Source organism: Bacillus sp. XB1 (assembly GCF_053557995.1).
Genome location: NZ_JBNRIL010000002.1, coordinates 1075203 through 1095522, shown reverse-complemented (window position 1 = coordinate 1095522; position 20320 = coordinate 1075203). Strand labels below are relative to the sequence as shown.

Genomic DNA, 20320 nt, shown 5'->3' with positions numbered 1-20320 from the left:
ATGTACGTACACTTGTTCTCGAATGTTTTATACGTTATAATAACAACTTAAATAGCATTATTTACATATGAGGTGAAAAACATGAACAAAACAGAATTAATTAAAAACGTAGCACAAAATGCTGAGATTTCTCAAAAAGAAGCTACTGTAGTTGTACAAACTGTAGTAGAATCAATCACTAACACTTTAGCTGCTGGTGAAAAAGTACAACTTATCGGATTCGGTACATTCGAAGTTCGTGAAAGAGCTGCTCGTACAGGCCGTAACCCACAAACTGGTGAAGAAATGCAAATCGCAGCTTCTAAAGTACCTGCTTTCAAAGCTGGTAAAGAACTAAAAGAAGCTGTAAAATAATGAAAAATATCCTTCTCATTTATGAGAAGGATATTTTTTTCATAACATAATTAATAAAAATCTGACCATTATGTTGTTTCTTTTGTTCTTTTATGCAAATAAAACCTTTACTTTCAAAAAAAGGTTTTGCGGTAATGCTTGCCTCTGTATATATCTCCCTATGCCCTAGGTTCACTGCTTCTTTTTCTAACTTCTGTAGTATGTATGAAGCGACTCTTTTCCCTTGATAATCTTTATGCGTAAATAAACGATCTACGTAACGATTATCGTTATAATCCCCAAACCCCACAATCACACCTTTATGATCCGCTACATAGCTAATATTCTTTTCTAAAGACTGTAACCAATTTTCTCTATCTAGTCGCTCCGGTGCCCACGCCTGTAGCTGTAACTCATTATAATCTTTTGCATTAACCGTATGAACTGTTTCATAGAACAATTGTAATACTTGATCTAAATCTTCTTTCTGGAATGTTCTAATTATAATATCTTTTAACATATATAAGTCTCCTTACGAAACTACCTCTTAACTTTTCTACTACATACGATTCTATATTTCTGCTTTATTATATCGTTTTAATTTCTATACGAACAAAAAAACAATACTTATTCAAAGTATTGTTTTTTAATTCTATTCAATTACTTAATGTAGCTCTTTAAGATTTTAATTTAACTCTTTGTAATCGTAATGCATTTAATACAACGGATACAGAACTAAATGCCATCGCTGCTCCAGCAACCCAAGGGGCTAAGAAACCTAATGCCGCAATTGGAATTCCTAACGCGTTATAAGCTAATGCCCAGAATAAATTTTGTTTAATATTTCTTATCGTCATTTTACTCATAAAGATCGCATCAGCAATACTATTTAAGTCACCGCGGATTAACGTTATATCCGCTGCTTCCATCGCTACATCCGTTCCCGTTCCAATTGCCATACCAATGTTCGCTGTAGCAAGAGCAGGAGCATCATTTATCCCGTCTCCAACCATCGCTACTTTCTTACCATTTGCTTGCAGTTTTTTCACTTCTTCTGCTTTTCCTTCTGGCAATACTTCTGCAATTACGTGATCAATACCAACTTGCCCCGCAATTGCCTGAGCAGTTTGTGTATTATCTCCTGTAATCATCACAACGTCTAGACCCATTTTTTTCAGTCTTGCGATAGCTGCTTTTGAAGTATCTTTTACAGTATCTGCAACGGCAACTATACCAGCATATTCTTTATCGATTGCAATAAGCATTGCTGTTTTTCCTTCTCGTTCTAGCGCTTCCATTGATTTAGAAACTTCTTCAATATCAATATTGAATTTCTTCATTAATCGACGTGTACCAATTAATAAGTGTTTTCCTTCTACAACTGATTCGATACCAAATCCCGGAATCGCTTCAAACGTTTCTGAACTTGGGATATCAATTTTCTTTTCTTTAATTCCTTCTACAATCGCTTCTGCAAGTGGATGTTCAGAATTTCTTTCTGCTGCCCCTACTAATCTAAGCAGTTCATTTTCATTGAATCCATCTGCTACAATTACATCTGTTAACACCGGCTTCCCATTTGTCACTGTACCCGTTTTATCTAAAATAACCGTATCTAATCGGTGCGTTGCTTCTAAATGCTCTCCACCTTTAAATAAAATACCATACTCTGCTGATCTTCCTGAGCCTGCCATAATAGATGTAGGCGTTGCAAGACCTAATGCACATGGACAAGCGATAACAAGTACTGCTATCATTTTCTCAAGTGCTCCGCCAAAATCACCAGGTGTAACAAATATCATCCATACTGCAAATGTGATAATCGCAATCACAACTACAACCGGTACGAAAATACCTGAAATTTGATCTGCTACCCTTTGAATAGGAGCTTTTGAACCTTGTGCCTCTTCTACTACTTTAATAATTTGAGCTAATGCAGTATCTCTTCCTACTTTAGTTGCTTTCACTTTTAAAAATCCATTTTTATTTATTGTCGAACCTATTACTACATCCCCAATTGACTTATCAACAGGAATACTTTCACCCGTTAACATCGATTCATCAATTGCTGACTTTCCTTCTACAATCTCACCATCTACTGGTATTTTTTCACCAGGCTTTACATAGACGATATCACCAGCTACTACTTCTTCAATCAAAATTTTTATTTCTGTTCCATCTCGCACAACTATAGCTGTCTTCGCTTGTAAACCCATCAATTTTTTAATTGCTTCTGATGAGCGCCCTTTTGCTTTCGCTTCAAATAATTTACCTAAAATAATTAATGTAATAAGTACCGCACTCGTTTCAAAATATAAATCTGTCATATGTTTCGAAGAACCAATAGATTGAATACTTAAATATACACTATAGAAATACGCGGCCGACGTTCCAAGCGCCACGAGAACATCCATATTCGCACTTTTATTACGTAACGCTTTATAAGCTCCAACATAAAACTGTCCACCAATGATAAATTGAACAGGGGTTGCAAGTGCTAGTTGCACCCAAGGGTTCATTAACATATCCGGTAAATAAATAAACGACGTAAATGAGAAATGACTAACCATTGCCCACAATAATGGGAAAGATAAAATAAACGAAATAATAAACTTCTTCTTTTGTCTTTCAATTTCTTGTAATCGATGATCAGTTGATGCATCTTGATCATCTGGTTTCACTTCTAATTTATATCCTAGCTTCGTAATCGCACTCTTCATTTCATTTACATTAACTTCATCAGGATTAAAGTCTACTGTAGCTGCTTCTAAAGCAAAATTTACTGTCGCTTTGTTCACACCATCTAACTTATTTAAACGCTTTTCAACTCTATTTGCACATGCTGCACATGTCATTCCTGAAACAGTAAATTCAGCTTTATCACTTACAATTCCATATCCTAACGATTCAACTTTTTCTTTAAACTGTTGCGGATTTGTTTTAGTTGGATCGTACATTATTTTTGTTTTTTCAAGTGCAAAATTTACATTCGCCTCATGAACACCTTCTACTTTTTTTAGACCTTTTTCAATTCTATTTGCACATGCCGCACATGTCATTCCTGATATTTGAAGATTGGCCTCTTTTTTTTCATTCATGTCTCTCACCTCTATATACCCTTATGAGGTATAATTATTAGCAAAATAAATCGTACTTCATTTAAAGTACGATTTATTTCCATATCTAAAAATAATTATTGAACATCGTATCCTTGGTCTTCGATTACAGCAACGATATCTTTTAATGTTACGGCAGACGAGTCGATAGTAACTTCAACAGTTCCTTCTGCTAATTGAACCTTCACTTGTTCAACACCGTTTAGCTCTTTCACACTGCTTTCGATAGCATTTACACAATGTCCACAAGACATACCTTCAACTTGTAATGTTAACTGTTCCATTTAAAATCCTCCTCTTGTTTCTTCATTCTTTGTTAATCACAATTACATCTTACCATACCCCCCTAAGGTAATCAATGGTTTTGTATCATGATTTTTCAATTATTTTCTAAAAGTTTATTTTACACACACTTTTTCACATCAATACCCCGAAACCTTATTATGAAGGTAAACAAAAAAAAACAAGCCAGTGACATACTAGCTTGTTTTTACGCTTTTGAAAAACGTTCAAATACAGTCATTAATTCTTCAATTGCTTCGTCACCATTGCCATCTTTAATAGCACCTGAAACACAATGACTTGTATGGTTTTTTAATACACCCATTCCTACTTTTTTCATCGCTGCATTAATCGCTGAAATTTGCACTAAAATATCCACGCAATAACGATCATTTTCAATCATATTTTGAATACCGCGGACCTGTCCTTCAATTCTCTTTAATCTATTTATAATTTGTTCTTTTTCTTTTTCTGATCTATGTGTTACCGCTTCATGCTCTTTATGACCCATATTATCACCTTCTTAAAGTTTCTCTTCATCCAATAAAACAATTGCTTTTACGAGTATACCAATTATAGCATTAATTATCTATGTATGATACCCCATATGAGTATATTTCCGCTTTATGATTATTCTTAACAACGCATTAGCTTCTTAATCTCAATTTTCAGTATACCCTTTCTTTTTTTCAAAAAAATCATTATATCTCTCATTAAAGTTCAATAAAATGAAACAAGAATAAGCGGGGATTACCCGCCCCCGCTTATTCTTTGTCTATAATATTAAAAACTTAATTTTCAGCTATTTAATCCAAGAGTTTTTTCTTTCCATATATGATTATTGCTGATCGCATACTTTTGTATCATTCACTACTGAAGTTCCTTCAACGGTTACCGTATGAAAACAGTCATTTACTCGAACTGTTACAACATTATCTTGCCGGTCAATGATATGATATTCATTAAAATTTTTATTCAGAGCACTGCGAATTTGTTCTCCTTCATAAATTGGGATGCCATGCGATAGAACCCAAATAAGTCCAGCGATAGCAAGAATAGTTTTCATACGATCTACCTCCTTGGGAATATAGTGAACTTTTAATCCATACTTTTTCAGCTCTACAAATCATGATCGGAATAAACCGAGCCTTTTTGGAAATAAGTTCATTTCGTCTATTTTATGTTTATGCTAATTGTGACCGTTTTGTGACAACTTTTTGTCTCTTTAGACGAAAAGTTGAAACAAAACTTTCAAAAAGGACAATTCTACATATCAAAAAAGGTTATGGAATGTTTCATCCATAACCTTTTTTCCTATATGTAACTAATAAATCTCAACCCTTTACTTAAAGACGTCGGCACAACAGATGCATGATTCTCCCCTTCAGCTTCATAAAACTTAAATTTAAGTTTATCGTGGTTTACTTGGAGAAGGCGCTCTGATAATTCATTTGCACCTACAACCATATGCTCTCGTTCTAGTGACCCAACTGTAAGGAACACTCCTGTTTCAAACTTAGCATTGTTTAATTCATTTATAAGGTTCTCTTCTTTTTCAAGTACGGATTTATTATTCCACCATATAGATGGACTACTAATAAAATAATTTTGAAAAGCATTTAAGTTTGTAAATAGTATATGGAGAGCAAATAATCCACCTAAAGAATGCCCAAATAACGTTTGCTTACCTTTATCAATCTCAAAATTCTTTTCAATTTGTGGTTTCAGTTCTTCTTCAATAAAAGTAAAGAAATTATGTGCTCCTCCTGTTTTAGGCCACGGTTTACCGTCTGGTTTTAAAGGGGCATCTTTTGAAATTACGCTAGGCGTAAAATCATAACATCTTTCTTCCCCTGAAAATGCGCCTTCAATTGGATAACCCACTCCTACTATAACAGCTGGTGAAACACCAGTTTTTTCCGCTCTTACTGATTGTATTTTAACTGCTTCATGAAATGTTTGAAAAAAGGCATTGCCATCTAATACGTAAATGACAGGATATCCTGAATCCGGTGCTGGTTGCCTCGGCTTTGAAATATGAATTTGATATTCCTTACCTTCTAATTTTGAATACATTTTCCATTGTTCTGTATTAGATATTATAATCTGCTGTTTTTCAACTGTAGTATTCACCCTATCCCCCCCTTTTTAACTTGTTACATATATTTCGATTTTTTCTTCTTGAGATACAACGCTATCATAACCGAAACAAACAGGAGCCCCGTTATACGGATCAATCATGACACGTGCATCAATATGAAATACTTCTTTTAATACTTCATTTGTAATGATTTCTTCTGGGCTACCAGTTGTAACAATTTCTCCTTCCTTCATTGCAATAATTTCATCTGAAAATCTTGCTGCATGGTTAATATCATGTAATACCATAACAACCGTACAATTATGTTCTTTATTTAACTTCTCCACAATTTGTAATACATCTAATTGATGAGACATATCAAGGTATGTAGTTGGCTCATCTAATAGCAACACTTCTGTCTCTTGTGCTAATGCCATCGCTAGCCATACCTTTTGTCTTTGACCACCTGATAAATTTGCAATTTGTCTCGTTCGAAATTCAGAAGTTTTCGTTATATTTAATGCCCAATCAATCATTTCTTTATCTTTTGTCGTTAACTTATTTACGTTATTTCGATGTGGATAGCGTCCATAAGAAATTAATTCTTCCACTTTAAGTTCACCTGGTGCAATTGGAGTTTGCGGGAGTAAAGCTAACTGCTTCGCAATTTCTTTCGTTGAAATTGTATGTAAATCTTGCCCTTGCAAATATACTTTTCCGCTTTTTTGTTTTAAAATTCTTCCCATTGTTTTTAACAATGTCGATTTACCGCAACCGTTTGGACCTATAATTGTCGTTACTTTTCCTTCTTGTATTTCCACATTTAAATCGCGAAACACTGTAAGCTTTTCATAACTTGTTTCTAAATTTTTTGCACTTAAAATACTCACTTTTATTCCTCCTCTTACGCTTTCGCCTTATAAAGTAAATATAAGAAATACGGTACACCGACAATAGAAATAACGATTCCAACTGGTAACTCTACAGGTGTGAAAACTGTTTTTGCAATAAAGTCTGAGGCAATTACAAGAAACATTCCGATTACGCCGCACGTAGGAATTATATACTTATGTTGAATACCGACAAGTCTTTTCGCTATATGCGGTGCCATTAAGCCAATAAAACCGATACTCCCTGAAACAGCAACACATGCACTCACAAGCCCGATACTGCTTAATAATAAAATCGATTTCTCTCTTTCTACTGAAACACCTAAACTTGTAATACTTGTTTCTTCCAATTGGAATAAATCTAATAAATAAGCTTTCTTTTGTATAAGTGGAATTAAGATAATAAGCCATGGTAACATAGCCACAATATACTTCCAGTTCGCACTATATATGCTTCCAGACACCCACACTGCAGCCATCTCGAAATCAGTTGACTTCATTTTGAGTGATAAGTACATAGAAAAAGCTCCAAATCCCGATCCAATTGCAATCCCTGTTAATAAAAGTCGCTGCGAATCTAATTTACCGTTTTTCCAAGAAAACAGATAAATGATGATAGCTGCACCTAATCCACCTACTAAACCAAACATTGGCATCATCATAATAGAAACCCAGTCTGTGCTTTTTAATTGTCCTTGAAAGAAAAACATAAAAATGACAATCGCTGTTCCCGCTCCGGCATTTACTCCTAAAATACCTGGGTCCGCCAATCCATTTCTCGTAATCCCTTGAATAACAGCACCTGCAACACCAAGGCCTAATCCTACTAATCCAGCAATTACGATACGCGGAAGACGAAACTCAAAAATAACTAAATCATGTTCTGGTACTGGATCAATTCTAAAAAGTGTTTTAAATACATCTGTAATCGTAATGTCGAACGTACCATTTGTTAAACTAATATAGATAGCACATAGTATGAAAAATATAATAATCCCCATCGTCATTCCGAAACGTTGACTTGAACTTTTAAGCATGTCTCTCTCCTCCTCTAGTACGGATTAAATAAAGGAAGAAAGGAATTCCAATTAAGGAGGTAACGACTCCAATAGGTGTTTCAAATGGATAGTTTACAAATCTACTCAAAACGTCACATAACGCTAAGAAAACGCCACCAATAACACCTGCACATGGCAAAATCCACTTATAATCTACCCCAATTATAAAGCGGGTAATGTGCGGAATAATTAAACCTACAAAACCAACTTTCCCCACTAAAGCAACTGCTGTTCCTGTTAAAAAAATTACCGATAAAATTGCCATCGCTTTAACTAGTTTTGTACGCTGTCCTAAATTAATAGAAACCTCTTCGCCTAATGAAAGAATGGTAATAGATTTTGATATTAACAATGCTAAAATTATTCCAATTATCCCAAACGGTATCGTGATTTTAATTATATTAGGATCTACTTGATCTAACTTTGCATTAAACCAAAAACTAACATTTTGAGAAATTTGGAAATACGAAGCCATTGCAGCCGATACACTGCTTAAAAATGTTCCAATAACTGTTCCTATAATCGCTAACCTAACTGGTGATAAGCCATTTTGAAGGAGCGAACCAAAACCAAACACGATACCGGCTCCGAGTGCAGAACCAATCATTGAACATACCACCATACCAATTGATGACATTCCCGGAAGAAAAATCATACAAAGTGTAATAACAAAGGCAGCACCATCCGTCACACCCATAATAGAAGGGGATGCAAGATAGTTTCTTGTCATCCCCTGCATAAGTGCTCCTGATATGGCTAGAAATGCTCCGACTAAAAGAGCTGCAACTACTCTTGGTAAACGTGAAGTAATAATAATATTATGATTTACATCGCTTGAATCAAAATGAAATAATGCGTTCCACACTGTTTCAGCGTCAATACTTTTCGCCCCATACAAAATCGAAAGTATAACTGTAAATAAGATGAGTATGGGTGCTATACATAATATAGTTACTGGTACTGCATTTGTTTTCTGCATATCATTCAACGCACCTTACTTATTGTATTATTTAGATAAATTTTTCACTGCTTCTTTTAAGAAGGCAGTTTTACTCCAAGCAGTACCACCTTGCGCCATTGGATCTACAACGTTTACAAATACTTTCTTTTCCTTCGCAGCATTCATACTTTGCCAAATTGGATTACTTTCAATTTCTTCTAACACTTTTGGATTTTTATTTTCACTTGCCTCATATTGTAAGAAAATATAATCTGGGTTAAGTTCAGCAAGTTTTTCAAATGAAATTTTCTCTTGTGCTTTTACAGTTTTCAATTGTTCTGGAGCAGTTAGTCCAAGATCTTTATAAATTACAGGGTTGAAGTATACTCCTTCTGGATATAGGAATAATTCGTTTGCTCTTAGTCTAATGACAAGTACTTTTTTATCTTTTAACTTATCTCCTAGTTTTGCTTTTGCTTTTTCAGCGTCTGAATTGTAGTCTTTAATAATTTTTTCTGCTTTATCTTTTTTACCAGTTAATTCTCCCATTAACTTTAAGTTATCTTCCCAATTTGTTGAAACGTGTGATACCGGGAATGTAGGAGCTACTTTCGTAAACTTTTCAGCTGTTTCTGCTGGGAATTTCGTACTTGATGTAATCACATCTGGTTTTAATTGTAGTAATGTTTCGAAATTGGGTTGCATTTTCTCACCAACAGATTTCGCACCTTCTAACTCTTTTTCCAGGTATTTTGGTAGTTTACCACCTACAGTAATGGCACCAACTGGTTTAATTCCAAGTACTGCCGCATCTTCCATTGACTCTAAACTAGCTGTCGCAATTTTATCTACTTTTGCTGGCACTGTATATTCTTTACCTAAATATGTAATTTTTCGTTTTTCATCTTTTTTCGTTTCCGTAGCTTTTGTCTGTTGTTTTTGCTCGCCTGAAGTTTTATCCGCACTATTACATGCCGCTAAACCTACACTTAAAACGGTAACCATCCCTAAAGTAAATAATTTCTTGTTCATCTTTATATGTCTCCTCTCAAATTTTCAAACTATATTCTCAATAGAATTTAACTATATGAATCTTATTCCATATATATATTTCATTAGATTAATAATTTTATCCAGAACTCATTCACGTTCACTTCCCCTAGACTATAATTCTTTTACGTCTTCATCACTTGATAATCATTTTCACTGATAATGATTATCGTTACTAAGTATATATTTAATATGAAATTATTTCAAGAATGATTTGAAAAATTTTAACAAACTGAATTAAAAAAAGAAGTATCTCCCTAATATTAGGGAGATACTTCTTTTTTTAGAAATTTATATGTAATTCAACTGGACAATGGTCTGATCCCATCACTTCACTATTAATTTTTGCTTCTGTTATTTGGTCTTTCATTCTTTCCGAAACAACAAAATAATCTAAACGCCATCCGATATTTTCACCTTTGTAATCTTGCTCTTACATTTATGAATACATACATACGCACTTTATTCAGGTTATACTAATTTCAGAGGTGATGTTCTTTGCACAATGAAGGAGTTATATTAACAAATGAGTATTGGCAAGCAATTATTCATAATGATTCTTCCTATGATAGCAAATTCTTTTATGCTGTGAAATCAACTGGAATTTTTTGCAGGCCATCATGCAAATCAAGAATACCGAATAGAAACAATGTACGAATTTTTCATCATGCAGAGCAAGCATTAAGCGAAAACTTTCGCCCGTGCAAACGTTGTAAGCCAAATGGGATCACTTTACCTAATGAAGAGTGGGTAGAACAAATTAAAGACTATATCGAAAAGCATTATAACGAATCCTTAACTCTCGACATGCTTGCAGAAATGTGTCACGGTAGCCCTTTTCATTTACAGCGTACTTTCAAAAGAATAATAGGGCTAACTCCTATAGAATATATACAACAATTCAGGGTTCTTAAAGCAACCAAATACCTTTTACACACAAATCAATCTATTAAAGAAATTAGTACTGCTGTCGGGATAGAAAACCCAGAGTATTTCGCAACTTTATTTAAAAAGAAAACCGGATTTACTCCTACTGAATATCGAAAAAAGAACGAAATGAAAGAGGGATACGATAATGAATTCCTACAAAAATAATTATATATATTGGACGCTACTTACACATAAAAATTGGCGATTTCATATTGCTGCAACTGAAAATGGACTATGTTTCATTGGATCACAAGACGAAAATTTTGAAGAATTAAATATATGGGCTAGCAAAAAACTGCCCCAACATATATTGATTCATAGTCCAGATTACTTGCAAATATATACGCAAGAAGTTATCGAGTATTTAGAAAACAAGCGAGAAACTTTTACATTTCCTATCGATGCTTATGGAACTAATTTTCAATTATCTGTTTGGAATACGGTACGTGAAATTCCTTATGGAAAGACATATTCTTATACAGAAATTGCTGAAAGAATTCAAAAACCTAAAGCTGTGCGCGCCGTTGCTTCTGCTATTGCTGCTAACCCTCTCCTTATTACTATTCCTTGTCACCGTGTTATTGGGAAGAATGGAAAACTAACCGGATTTAGGGGTGGATTAGAAATGAAGAAAAAATTGCTTACATTAGAAAAGTTACAGGTGGAATTCATATGACAGCAGAATATAATAGCGCATTATCTATAGCAGTTCCAAAAGAATTTTGTTTCCAAGAAAATTTACGTTATCTATCACGTTCTAACAATGAATGTATGTTTCATATTGAAGATAACAAAATTTATAAAGTTATCCCTGTTCAAGATGTAAATCCTTTAGTTGAAATTAGTGTGAATATAGATGGCAATATTCAAATACATTGTTTAGAAGAATCATATACATCTGAAAAATCGATACGTGAAGCTGTAGCTAACTATGTAAAAGAATGGTTTGATTTAACTACTGATTTAGCTCCCTTTTATACATTAGCTAAACATGATTTACTCCTTCAAGGACCAATTGAACAATATTATGGCCTTCGTACTTTAGGTATTCCAGACTTATTTGAGGCACTTTCCTGGGGAATTATCGGTCAACAAATTAACTTAACATATGCTTATACGCTAAAAAGAAGATTAGTTGAGCAATTTGGCAGTTATGTAGAACGGGACGGTAGAAAGCATTGGATATTCCCATCACCTGAAACAATTGCAAATCTACATGTAGAAGATCTCCAACAATTAAAAATGACGACTAGAAAATGTGAATATTTAATCGGTATTGCGAAGCTTATTACAGAGAGAAAACTATCAAAAGAGGATTTACTGCAAACACAAGATGTAAAGGTTGCTGAGAAACAATTAACTGCTATCCATGGTATAGGGCCATGGACTGCCAACTATGTTTTAATGCGTTGTTTAAGATTTCCTTCAGCTTTTCCAATTGATGATGTTGGTCTGCATAATGCAATTAAATTTATAACAGGTTCCAAAAATAAACCGACTAAAAATGAAATAAAAGATTTCGCGGCAAACTGGGCTAATTGGGAGTCTTATGCGACTTTTTATTTGTGGCGAGTACTATATTAAAAGAACCAAGTAGCACATTCGTACTACTTGGTTCTTTTTTAAGCTTGCTCCTCAAAACGTCTTGCAATTTCCACAATAACTTGAACAGCTTTTTCCATAGTATCTACCGAAACATACTCAAATTTACCGTGATAGTTTTCACCACCAGTGAAAATATTCGGCGTCGGTAATCCCATATATGATAATTGTGATCCATCTGTGCCTCCACGAATCGGATGAATATTTGGTTCAATGTCTAAACTTTTCATTGCTTCATATGCAATATCAACAATTTCTCTTACCGGTTCAATTTTTTCAAGCATGTTATAGTATTGATCATTCATTTCTAAAACGACTGCATCTTCGCCATATTTTTCTTGCATAGTCTTCACAATATTTTTAACGTTATTTTTACGTGCCTCAAAATTTTCACGATCAAAGTCTCGAATAATATAATACGCTTTACTTTGCTCAACATCACCATTTAAAGAAAGTAAATGATAGAATCCTTCATAGCCTTCTGTATATTCTGGCGCCTCTTCTACTGGTAAATACCCGTTAAACTCCATAGCCAGTTTAGTAGCATTGCGCATTTTATTTTTCGCTGTTCCAGGATGTGTATTCGTTCCGTTAAACGTTAACTTAGCACCTGCAGCATTAAAACTTTCATACTCTAAACCACCTAATGGACCTCCATCCATCGTATAAGCGAATGATGCACCAAACGCTTCTACATCAAAATGCGCTGGCCCACGACCAATTTCTTCATCCGGTGTAAATGCTACTCTTATTTTCCCGTGCTTAATTTGCGGATTATGTATTAAATGGTTCATTGCAACCATAATTTCTGTAAGACCAGCTTTATCATCTGCTCCTAGAAGTGTTGTACCATCAGTTGTAATAATGGTATGTCCTTTATATGATGGTAATTCCGGGAACTGCTCTGGTGTTAACACAACATTTAGCTCTTCATTTAACGTAATTGCATTACCATCAAAATTTTCATGAATTTGTGGTTTGACGTTTTTCCCTGTAAAGTCTGTTGCTGTATCTAAATGGGCTAAAAATCCAATTACAGGAACATCCTTGTCCGTATTAGCTGGAAGTGTTGCCATTACATAACCATTATCATCCATCGTTACTTCTGTTAAACCAATTTCTTTTAGCTCTTCCACTAATAACTTACCAAACTCAATTTGTCCTGGTGTTGTTGGTACTGTATGGCTTTCTTCATTTGATTGCGTATCAATTTTTACATATCTCGTAAATCTTTCAATAAGTTCTTGTTTCAAGTTCATTCACTCCCTTTTATGTTTCTCCCTCCATTATAATCCTTAAAACGAAATATTTTAACTTTTTTGAATGTGAAGATGTATATTTCATTTACATTGTTAACACTTTTACATATTTTACATAACAAAAAGAAAATTAGTGAACATATTTAAAGTACAGCTTAATACAAATAAATTCACCCTATTTACGACTCTCATCGCAAATAGGGTGTTTCTGTTTTTATCTCGCAATTTAAGAATATATACTACTCATTTACAATAAAAGTATATACATCATCATAAATACAGCCATTTACTTTAATCACATACTTCCCAGATTTATTAAAACTAATTGTGTATTTATTTAACTGAATTGCTTCTTTATCTCCAGAAAGAATATCAATACTTCTGCCACTTAATACATACAATTCATTTAGATTCATCGTTACATCAATTGTATTGAAATTTTCCACTCTCACTTGCTGTGCTTCCGCAACGCTTACACTTGGTTCTAAAAACAGTAGTCCACTTAATCCAATCGTCCCCGCTAAAGCAACTCCCGCAAACTTTTTAATCTGTTTCATTACAATGACCTCCTTATAGATTTTGTGTAAAGGCAATGTCCCCCTTACACCACAAAGCCTATATGTAATGAAATGAAAAGTAAACGGGGACTGTAAGACAAAATTCTACATCTTTTTCTCATATTGAATATAAATCCAACGTTTAGAGTTTTGACACATTTAAAATTGTTTCCCTAAACCAATTTCCTCATACTTTATTCAAATACTGAATAATTACTTATTGATTCAACATTCTAAAAATAGTTGATAAAGATACTTTCTATTCAAAAAAAAGATTTTGCTATAAAGTAACTTTTACAACAAAATCCATGTAACTAATTTTATTCCTCTTTCCATAATCTCTCCACATTCATTAATTGTTCTTCTTTAAACTCTATCTTATATATATCCGGTTTTGACGTATTCATTAAAAATTCAAAACCATATTGTTTATCAAAATAATTTATCATTAATGTCATGACAAGCCCATGTGTACCAATTACAATTTTGCGTCCTTGAAAATCCAATAAGATTTCTTTTAATACTTTCACTACTCTTCTCTGGCAATCTGCATATGACTCTCCTTCCGTTCGTGCAAAGTCCGGATTAGAGAACATCTTCTGTACAAGTGGATACACCTCTTTGTCTGATATAACCTGATCCTCACTTGAAAACATACACTCTTTAAGATTTTCATATACTACTATTTCTTTTTCATGGAAATTAGCTGACTCCTCTATCGTTAGCATAGCCCGATTATAAGGACTTGAAATAAAAGTATCAATCCTCTCCGCTTTTAACATGTCAGTTACTCTACGGGCATCCATATGTCCCCTCTCAGTTAACCCGCGCATTCTTTCATTTCCTTCTAGTTTTGGTGATTCACCATGTCTAACCATATAAATATATGTGCTCATAATTTCTCCTTAAAATTTTTTATAAAGTGAAACTTTAATTAGCCCTCACTAATCGGGCTTTTACAGGCAGCCCGCCCCCACCTAATTTCTTTGCTTCCGCTAAATTTTGAGGTGGGGGTCTTACTGCCCGGCAAATAGCGAGATAAGTTAATAAATCACGTTCATTTATCCCATTTCAACACTTAGGCGTAATACTAAAATACTTTATAAACTGTGCTGATTTGTTCGTCTAATCCATTCTCCTACTAAACTCTCAAATAATCCAGGCTGCTCAATTTGCAAATTATGCCCTGCCATATCTAACACTGCTAATGTTGCCCTTGGATATTCTTCAATAATTTCTATAATATTTTGATAACCTACTGATATATCTTGTCTTCCAGTCAGTAAAAGAACGGGATTTTCATATTTTTCACGCTGAAAATCCATAGTAAGAGAGTAATTCTTTTGCAACCTTTCAATAAATTCATCATTAGCAACATCTAACCCAGGCTTAATTTCTTCTTTAAATCGCTTATATGTATATTCATTTGCTATTACAGCTAACTCACAAAATTCCTCTCTTTCTGTGGAAGTGAGCGTATTTAAAAATTCCTCATCTTGTACAATTACCTGTTTATCTGGAAGAATCCTTTTTTCTGGCTCCGCTACAACAACAGGACATACTAATAGTAATCCGCTAACTCTCTCAAACATCTTTGCAAGTATACCTTTGGCTAAATAGCCTCCATATGATTCTCCTACCAATAAAAATTTTTCAGTAGAAATGATTTCCTCAATAAATGTGATAAGCACTTCTACTATACGATCTGAACTATTTATCCAATTTGGAGCATTCGATTTTCCCATTCCAGGTAAATCAATATATATTCGCTTATAACCTTCATACTTCTGAAATACTGATTCCATACATTTCATCATTAACCTATGGTCAGGGGAGCAGCCATGTATGATAATGACCGGTTTACCCTCTCCCACAATTTCATAGTATATTTCTGCATCTTTAATTCGATATATCATAAAAAAGCCTCCCTATTTAGTGGCAATACTATTCCACTCTGTAAGAATACACGTTCTTATTTTATATCCTTTCTCAACATTTTCACAAATGTTAATTTTCAGATTAAAAATAAAAATCTCACCAAAAAAAGATACACATCATTTTATATGCAATTTTGCATCTCCACTTACAAATCACTAAAAAAACTTTACAATTCAAAGGATGACTAAATATACAATTTCTATTTAAAGTCTTGATACAGTCTATACTATCAACCGCAATATTTTTTCAACCTTAAGAATACTTACACTCTTTAACACTTTCTTATAAACATGATTTTTATAAGGAAATCTGATACAATTCTTAAATAATATTATTATGTATAGATATAACGAACATAGTGCATAATTAAAGAAGGTGATTTCATTGAAATTAAATAAAAATTTACAATTATGTATATTAATCGGAACATTGATATGCTATTCAATCTATTTTATGTTTTTCTATCTGTTCCCTACTCATTTTTCAAATTCAGATGTACGCTTCGCTTCACTTGTCGTTGAAGCCATTACATTTGTATCACTGATTTACTCTATATATTCTAAGAAAGTCAGTTCAAATCCGTTTTGGATATGTATTACAATAGCAATTGGTAGTTTTTTATTAGGAAAAATAGTATATACATATCAAGATAGCTTCTTCGAAATTCCAATACATCGTTTTACGGTTTCTGATGTATTTTACATGTTTTTTCTATTTTTCTGTCTTATCGCTTTCTGCTATAAAATCTTAAAGGAATGCAATAAATGGGAAAAAGCGTTCTTTATTTGTGATATATGCATAGTGCTTACTTCCATATTCACATTAGAATGGTATTTATTTAATCAACCAAATTTAAATATATTCGCTCTTTCACTAGGAGATGTTTTCCTTTCATTTTTATACCCAATTGCAGATTTATTATTTCTACTGCTAGGTGTTAGTCTCTTTTTCCGTCCAACAATTTTTAATTCCAAACGGAAAATTTATATCTTTATTTTTGTATTAATAAGTTCTGCAACTTTTAACTATATTTATTTTTACTTAAATAACCACTTATCAACTGAAACTATAATATTATTACGTCTTTTATATAGAATACCTATATTACTTATTGCAATAGCTGGCTCTATTTCAGAAGATCATAATAGCCATAAAAATTATTTCCTTGTAAACCCTATAATAGGAAAAAAAGCTTTAGTTGTATTTCCCTATCTTGCTGTTGCAATACTAATCGTGTTTACATTAAAAGAACAAACATCCTCTTCAACTCTCATTACAGGAAATTGTATTACTTTTATTTTCGTACTCATTCGTCATTCTATCGTACGTATGCAAAACAATTCCTTAACAAAACGTTTGCAGGCATTTAATGCCCAACTAGAAGAAAAAGTTACTTTACGGACGTCTGATTTAGTTCATAAATCAGAGGCTCTTTCTCAAAAACAGCAAAAGTTTAAATCATTATATGAATATCATCCTGACCCTATCTTCACCATTGATTTAAATGGAATATTCTTAAATGTAAATAAGGCTGGGAGTGTACTACTTGGGGCACCAACGGATGAGTTACTAGGTGAAACTTGTTTTTCGATCATTTTAGATGAAGATAAGCATAAGCTAGCATTGGCATTAGAAAAAGTGAAACAACAAGAATCGGCATTCTTACAACTTAGTTCTCAATATAAAGATGGCTTTACTTATTTTTTATACGTTACAATCATTCCTATTATAATAGACGGACAAATTTCAGGAAGCTATATTATGGTGAAAGATATTACTGCACTAAAAAAACAGCAAGAAGAAATAAAATATTTAGCATTCCATGACACTGTAACGAAAATTGGGAACCGTGCCTTTTTCCATAAGAAATTAAAGAGAGTTATAAAAAATGCTAAAATAACAGAAAGCGAGTTTGCATTATTATATTTAGATTTAGATCGCTTTAAAGCAATTAACGATACACTTGGACATTCATCAGGAGATTACATATTAGAAGAAGTAGCAAAGCGATTCCAATCATGTCTTCCATCACATACTCATCTTTCAAGAATCGGTGGCGATGAATTTACAATTATAATTGAAAACTATACTGACGAAGATTACTTATTCCAATTATGTAACCAATTATTTGAATGCATGAAAAAGTCATTTATCATACATGAGCATAAATTAACTTTATCACTGAGTATCGGCATCGCTATTTATCCACATTCCGGAATCGATACCGCTACACTTCTGAAAAACGCTAATGTTGCAATGTATGATGCAAAAGCAAAAGAGCTTAACTCTGTCTCTATTTATGACGATGTAATCGCTAAAAAAATTGAAAGACGATTACGATTAGAAAAAGATTTACCAAACGCACTACAAAATGAAGAATTGTTCCTTTTGTATCAACCTCAAGTTGATAGTGAATCTAATAAAATTATCGGTGCAGAAGCTTTAATTAGGTGGAATCATCCTGAATTAGGTATTATTTCTCCATACGAGTTTATTCCGATTGCAGAAGAAACACTACAAATTATTTCAATAGGAAAATGGACATTAGAGCAGGCTTGCAAGCAAATGAAACGTTGGCACGCACTCGGATATTCACATTTAAAAATAGGTGTAAATTTATCTGCTAAAGAATTTGAACAAGAAGATTTTGTAAAATCTATTTCTTCTACTTTAACAAATACAGGTTTACCAGCAAGCTCTCTTGATCTTGAATTAACAGAGCGAATTGCAATGATGGATGAGCGAGAAACATTGATAAAACTGCGTACACTAAAAAGTTTAGGGATTCACATTTCTATCGACGATTTTGGTACAGGTTATTCTTCGCTAGCCTACTTACCTTTGTATCCAATTGATACGTTAAAAATCCCGAGAGAATTTATTACAATGTCTGAAACATGTGATGATGGAATGGAAATTATTAAAACGATCATCACATTAGCAAATACATTAGGAATGTCTGTCATTGCTGAAGGTGTAGAAACGAAAGAGCACGTAAATTTCCTTCAAAAAAATAAATGTCAGTTTATTCAAGGTTATTATTACAGTAAACCTATTCATATTCATGCATTTACTGAGCTATTAGAAAACGGCATTCACCGATAGTACATAACTAATTAGAATAAATAATAATGAATTTGAACAAATATAGTAAAAAGGAAAGAAGATACCTTCTTTCCTTTTGTTTTTCTATTTACATTTCTATTACTCCACCACTTCATTTATTATATCTATTATTTGATGAATTCCCTCATCATTTGTTTTCTTATATCCATTCATGTTTTGAATATATTTCTCCTTATTTGTATACAACTTATTTACTGCATGTATAAATGTATTCGTACTTACTCTGTCTTGGAGTATAACTTCCGCATATCCTTGCCGTGAAAAATATTCAGCATTTAAAACTTGATCTCCCCTGCTGGAACTGTTAGTTAACGGGATAAGCAACATCGGTTTCTTCAAAAATAACAATTCAGAAATAGCAGTAGAACCCGCTCTGGAAACTACAACACTTGCCATATTTAGTATATGCGGCAACTCGTCGCCTATATATTCAAATTGCATATACCCCTCCATGCCAATAGATGGGTCTACCTTCCCTTTACCACATATATGAATAATATTAAAGTTTAATAGTATTGTATCTAAACATTCCCTTACCATATCATTTATCCACTTAGCACCTTGACTCCCACCCATAATTAATAATACTGGTTTATCTTGCTGAAATTCACAATATCTTCTTCCTCGTAATACGTTACCCTTCTCAATTTCTTCCCTTACAATTGGTCCTACATAAACCTTCTTCTCATTACTTACATTTTCTCCTGTCTGAGGAAATGTTGTGCATAGCTTTGTAGCAAAAGGTAATGCTATTTTATTGGCAAGTCCTAATGTGCTATCTGGTTCACGTATAATTATAGGCACACGATTTAACCATGCTCCTATAGCTACAGGAACTGAAACAAATCCTCCTGCTGAAAAGATAACGTCAGGCTTTGTTTTCTTAATTAATTTATAACTTTGTAAACAACCTCGTATAATTTTAAAAGGATCTTTAAAATTTTCCCAATCCCAATATCTCCTAAGCTTGCCCGTTGAAACACTATTGTATTTAACATTTTGCACTAATGATTTTTCAATTCCATTTTTGGATCCAATATACTCGACTCTCCAGCCTTTCTCTATAAATTTAGGAATTAATACAATATTAATCATAACGTGTCCGGCTGTACCGCCCCCAGTAAAAAGAATCGTTTTGCTCATAACTTATACCCACCTT

At 33.3% G+C, this 20320-nt stretch carries 20 protein-coding genes and 1 pseudogene; 5 read left to right on the top strand and 16 right to left on the bottom strand.

Translation table 11 applies throughout. From position 1 onward, the window contains the following. The first annotated feature begins 81 nt into the window (after positions 1–81). Positions 82–354, top strand: a complete 273-nt coding sequence (locus ACK1U5_RS20980; RefSeq protein WP_001043904.1) for an HU family DNA-binding protein — start codon at positions 82–84, stop codon at positions 352–354. 19 nt (positions 355–373) lie between these two features. Here the strand turns inward: ACK1U5_RS20980 and ACK1U5_RS20975 are convergent, their stop codons facing one another. From ACK1U5_RS20975 to ACK1U5_RS20925, 11 genes and pseudogenes are all read right to left on the bottom strand, one after another. After that, positions 374–853, bottom strand: a complete 480-nt coding sequence (locus ACK1U5_RS20975) for a GNAT family N-acetyltransferase (protein ID WP_048567528.1) — start codon at positions 851–853, stop codon at positions 374–376. 157 nt (positions 854–1010) lie between these two features. Further along, entirely contained in the window at positions 1011–3431 is a 2421-nt protein-coding gene (locus ACK1U5_RS20970; protein ID WP_069605131.1) for a heavy metal translocating P-type ATPase, read from the bottom strand. Between the two features lie 95 nt (positions 3432–3526). After that, positions 3527–3733 (bottom strand): copper chaperone CopZ, encoded by a 207-nt coding sequence (gene copZ / locus ACK1U5_RS20965; RefSeq protein WP_000436973.1) that lies wholly within the window; start codon positions 3731–3733, stop codon positions 3527–3529. A gap of 206 nt (positions 3734–3939) precedes the next feature. Then, the gene (locus ACK1U5_RS20960; protein ID WP_000509876.1) at positions 3940–4242 is read right to left on the bottom strand and encodes a metal-sensing transcriptional repressor; all 303 of its coding nucleotides are present in this window, start codon (positions 4240–4242) and stop codon (positions 3940–3942) included. A 327-nt stretch (positions 4243–4569) separates the two neighbouring features. Further along, positions 4570–4797, bottom strand: coding sequence for a hypothetical protein (locus tag ACK1U5_RS20955; RefSeq protein ID WP_000849103.1), 228 nt, complete (start codon positions 4795–4797; stop codon positions 4570–4572). A gap of 248 nt (positions 4798–5045) precedes the next feature. After that, positions 5046–5864, bottom strand: a complete 819-nt coding sequence (locus ACK1U5_RS20950; RefSeq protein ID WP_001098697.1) for an alpha/beta hydrolase — start codon at positions 5862–5864, stop codon at positions 5046–5048. 15 nt (positions 5865–5879) lie between these two features. Next, positions 5880–6701, bottom strand: coding sequence for an ABC transporter ATP-binding protein (locus tag ACK1U5_RS20945; RefSeq protein WP_000025773.1), 822 nt, complete (start codon positions 6699–6701; stop codon positions 5880–5882). 14 nt (positions 6702–6715) lie between these two features. Then, the gene (locus ACK1U5_RS20940; RefSeq protein ID WP_000920436.1) at positions 6716–7738 is read right to left on the bottom strand and encodes a FecCD family ABC transporter permease; all 1023 of its coding nucleotides are present in this window, start codon (positions 7736–7738) and stop codon (positions 6716–6718) included. Beyond that, the gene (locus ACK1U5_RS20935) at positions 7731–8738 is read right to left on the bottom strand and encodes a FecCD family ABC transporter permease (protein WP_001173058.1); all 1008 of its coding nucleotides are present in this window, start codon (positions 8736–8738) and stop codon (positions 7731–7733) included. The genes ACK1U5_RS20940 and ACK1U5_RS20935 overlap by 8 nt, the downstream gene beginning before the upstream one ends. A 27-nt stretch (positions 8739–8765) precedes the next feature. Next, positions 8766–9731: an iron-hydroxamate ABC transporter substrate-binding protein gene (locus ACK1U5_RS20930; protein WP_001035506.1), complete on the bottom strand. Its 966-nt coding sequence runs from the start codon at positions 9729–9731 to the stop codon at positions 8766–8768. Positions 9732–10032: 301 nt separating this feature from the next. Next, positions 10033–10170, bottom strand: a pseudogene (locus ACK1U5_RS20925) (exodeoxyribonuclease III); the annotation flags it as partial. 77 nt (positions 10171–10247) lie between these two features. Between ACK1U5_RS20925 and ACK1U5_RS20920 the strand changes: the two are divergent. The 3 genes from ACK1U5_RS20920 to ACK1U5_RS20910 are packed head-to-tail and all read left to right on the top strand — an operon-like array spanning position 10248 to position 12263. Next, the gene (locus tag ACK1U5_RS20920; protein WP_000551301.1) at positions 10248–10844 is read left to right on the top strand and encodes a bifunctional transcriptional activator/DNA repair enzyme AdaA; all 597 of its coding nucleotides are present in this window, start codon (positions 10248–10250) and stop codon (positions 10842–10844) included. Next, positions 10825–11355 carry a methylated-DNA--[protein]-cysteine S-methyltransferase gene (locus tag ACK1U5_RS20915; protein ID WP_001089845.1) on the top strand — a complete coding sequence of 177 codons (531 nt, stop codon included), beginning with the start codon at positions 10825–10827 and terminating at the stop codon, positions 11353–11355. Before ACK1U5_RS20920 ends, ACK1U5_RS20915 begins: the two co-directional genes overlap by 20 nt. Then, positions 11352–12263 (top strand): DNA-3-methyladenine glycosylase 2, encoded by a 912-nt coding sequence (locus ACK1U5_RS20910; protein ID WP_000123500.1) that lies wholly within the window; start codon positions 11352–11354, stop codon positions 12261–12263. The genes ACK1U5_RS20915 and ACK1U5_RS20910 overlap by 4 nt, the downstream gene beginning before the upstream one ends. 38 nt (positions 12264–12301) lie before the next feature. Here ACK1U5_RS20910 and pepT read toward each other — a convergent pair whose 3' ends face one another. From pepT to ACK1U5_RS20890, 4 genes are all read right to left on the bottom strand, one after another. Then, positions 12302–13534 (bottom strand): peptidase T, encoded by a 1233-nt coding sequence (gene pepT / locus ACK1U5_RS20905; RefSeq protein WP_000807014.1) that lies wholly within the window; start codon positions 13532–13534, stop codon positions 12302–12304. 245 nt (positions 13535–13779) lie between these two features. Continuing rightward, positions 13780–14097, bottom strand: coding sequence for a hypothetical protein (locus ACK1U5_RS20900; protein WP_113710627.1), 318 nt, complete (start codon positions 14095–14097; stop codon positions 13780–13782). Between the two features lie 320 nt (positions 14098–14417). Continuing rightward, a complete protein-coding gene (locus ACK1U5_RS20895) occupies positions 14418–14993 on the bottom strand; it encodes a histidine phosphatase family protein (protein WP_069605186.1) in 576 nt (191 codons plus the stop codon). 204 nt (positions 14994–15197) lie between these two features. Next, on the bottom strand, positions 15198–16013 hold the full coding sequence (locus tag ACK1U5_RS20890) for an alpha/beta fold hydrolase (protein ID WP_069605185.1): 816 nt from the start codon (positions 16011–16013) through the stop codon (positions 15198–15200). A 406-nt stretch (positions 16014–16419) separates the two neighbouring features. Between ACK1U5_RS20890 and ACK1U5_RS20885 the strand changes: the two genes are divergently transcribed. Continuing rightward, positions 16420–19140: a putative bifunctional diguanylate cyclase/phosphodiesterase gene (locus ACK1U5_RS20885; protein ID WP_069605184.1), complete on the top strand. Its 2721-nt coding sequence runs from the start codon at positions 16420–16422 to the stop codon at positions 19138–19140. Between the two features lie 99 nt (positions 19141–19239). On the opposite strand, the gene ACK1U5_RS20880 is transcribed toward ACK1U5_RS20885, so the two are convergent. After that, positions 19240–20304, bottom strand: coding sequence for an undecaprenyldiphospho-muramoylpentapeptide beta-N-acetylglucosaminyltransferase (locus ACK1U5_RS20880; RefSeq protein WP_016111208.1), 1065 nt, complete (start codon positions 20302–20304; stop codon positions 19240–19242). Between the last annotated feature and the right edge of the window lie 16 nt (positions 20305–20320).

What these genes read in the sequence shown, in the direction of transcription:
- ACK1U5_RS20980 (WP_001043904.1), top strand. Translation starts at nt 82, where the DNA reads ATGAACAAAACAGAATTAATTAAAAACGTAGCACAAAATGCTGAGATT.
- ACK1U5_RS20975 (WP_048567528.1), bottom strand. Translation starts at nt 853, where the DNA reads ATGTTAAAAGATATTATAATTAGAACATTCCAGAAAGAAGATTTAGAT.
- ACK1U5_RS20970 (WP_069605131.1), bottom strand. Translation starts at nt 3,431, where the DNA reads ATGAATGAAAAAAAAGAGGCCAATCTTCAAATATCAGGAATGACATGT.
- copZ (WP_000436973.1), bottom strand. Translation starts at nt 3,733, where the DNA reads ATGGAACAGTTAACATTACAAGTTGAAGGTATGTCTTGTGGACATTGT.
- ACK1U5_RS20960 (WP_000509876.1), bottom strand. Translation starts at nt 4,242, where the DNA reads ATGGGTCATAAAGAGCATGAAGCGGTAACACATAGATCAGAAAAAGAA.
- ACK1U5_RS20955 (WP_000849103.1), bottom strand. Translation starts at nt 4,797, where the DNA reads ATGAAAACTATTCTTGCTATCGCTGGACTTATTTGGGTTCTATCGCAT.
- ACK1U5_RS20940 (WP_000920436.1), bottom strand. Translation starts at nt 7,738, where the DNA reads ATGCTTAAAAGTTCAAGTCAACGTTTCGGAATGACGATGGGGATTATT.
- ACK1U5_RS20935 (WP_001173058.1), bottom strand. Translation starts at nt 8,738, where the DNA reads ATGCAGAAAACAAATGCAGTACCAGTAACTATATTATGTATAGCACCC.
- ACK1U5_RS20930 (WP_001035506.1), bottom strand. Translation starts at nt 9,731, where the DNA reads ATGAACAAGAAATTATTTACTTTAGGGATGGTTACCGTTTTAAGTGTA.
- ACK1U5_RS20915 (WP_001089845.1), top strand. Translation starts at nt 10,825, where the DNA reads ATGAATTCCTACAAAAATAATTATATATATTGGACGCTACTTACACAT.
- ACK1U5_RS20910 (WP_000123500.1), top strand. Translation starts at nt 11,352, where the DNA reads ATGACAGCAGAATATAATAGCGCATTATCTATAGCAGTTCCAAAAGAA.
- ACK1U5_RS20900 (WP_113710627.1), bottom strand. Translation starts at nt 14,097, where the DNA reads ATGAAACAGATTAAAAAGTTTGCGGGAGTTGCTTTAGCGGGGACGATT.
- ACK1U5_RS20895 (WP_069605186.1), bottom strand. Translation starts at nt 14,993, where the DNA reads ATGAGCACATATATTTATATGGTTAGACATGGTGAATCACCAAAACTA.
- ACK1U5_RS20890 (WP_069605185.1), bottom strand. Translation starts at nt 16,013, where the DNA reads ATGATATATCGAATTAAAGATGCAGAAATATACTATGAAATTGTGGGA.
- ACK1U5_RS20880 (WP_016111208.1), bottom strand. Translation starts at nt 20,304, where the DNA reads ATGAGCAAAACGATTCTTTTTACTGGGGGCGGTACAGCCGGACACGTT.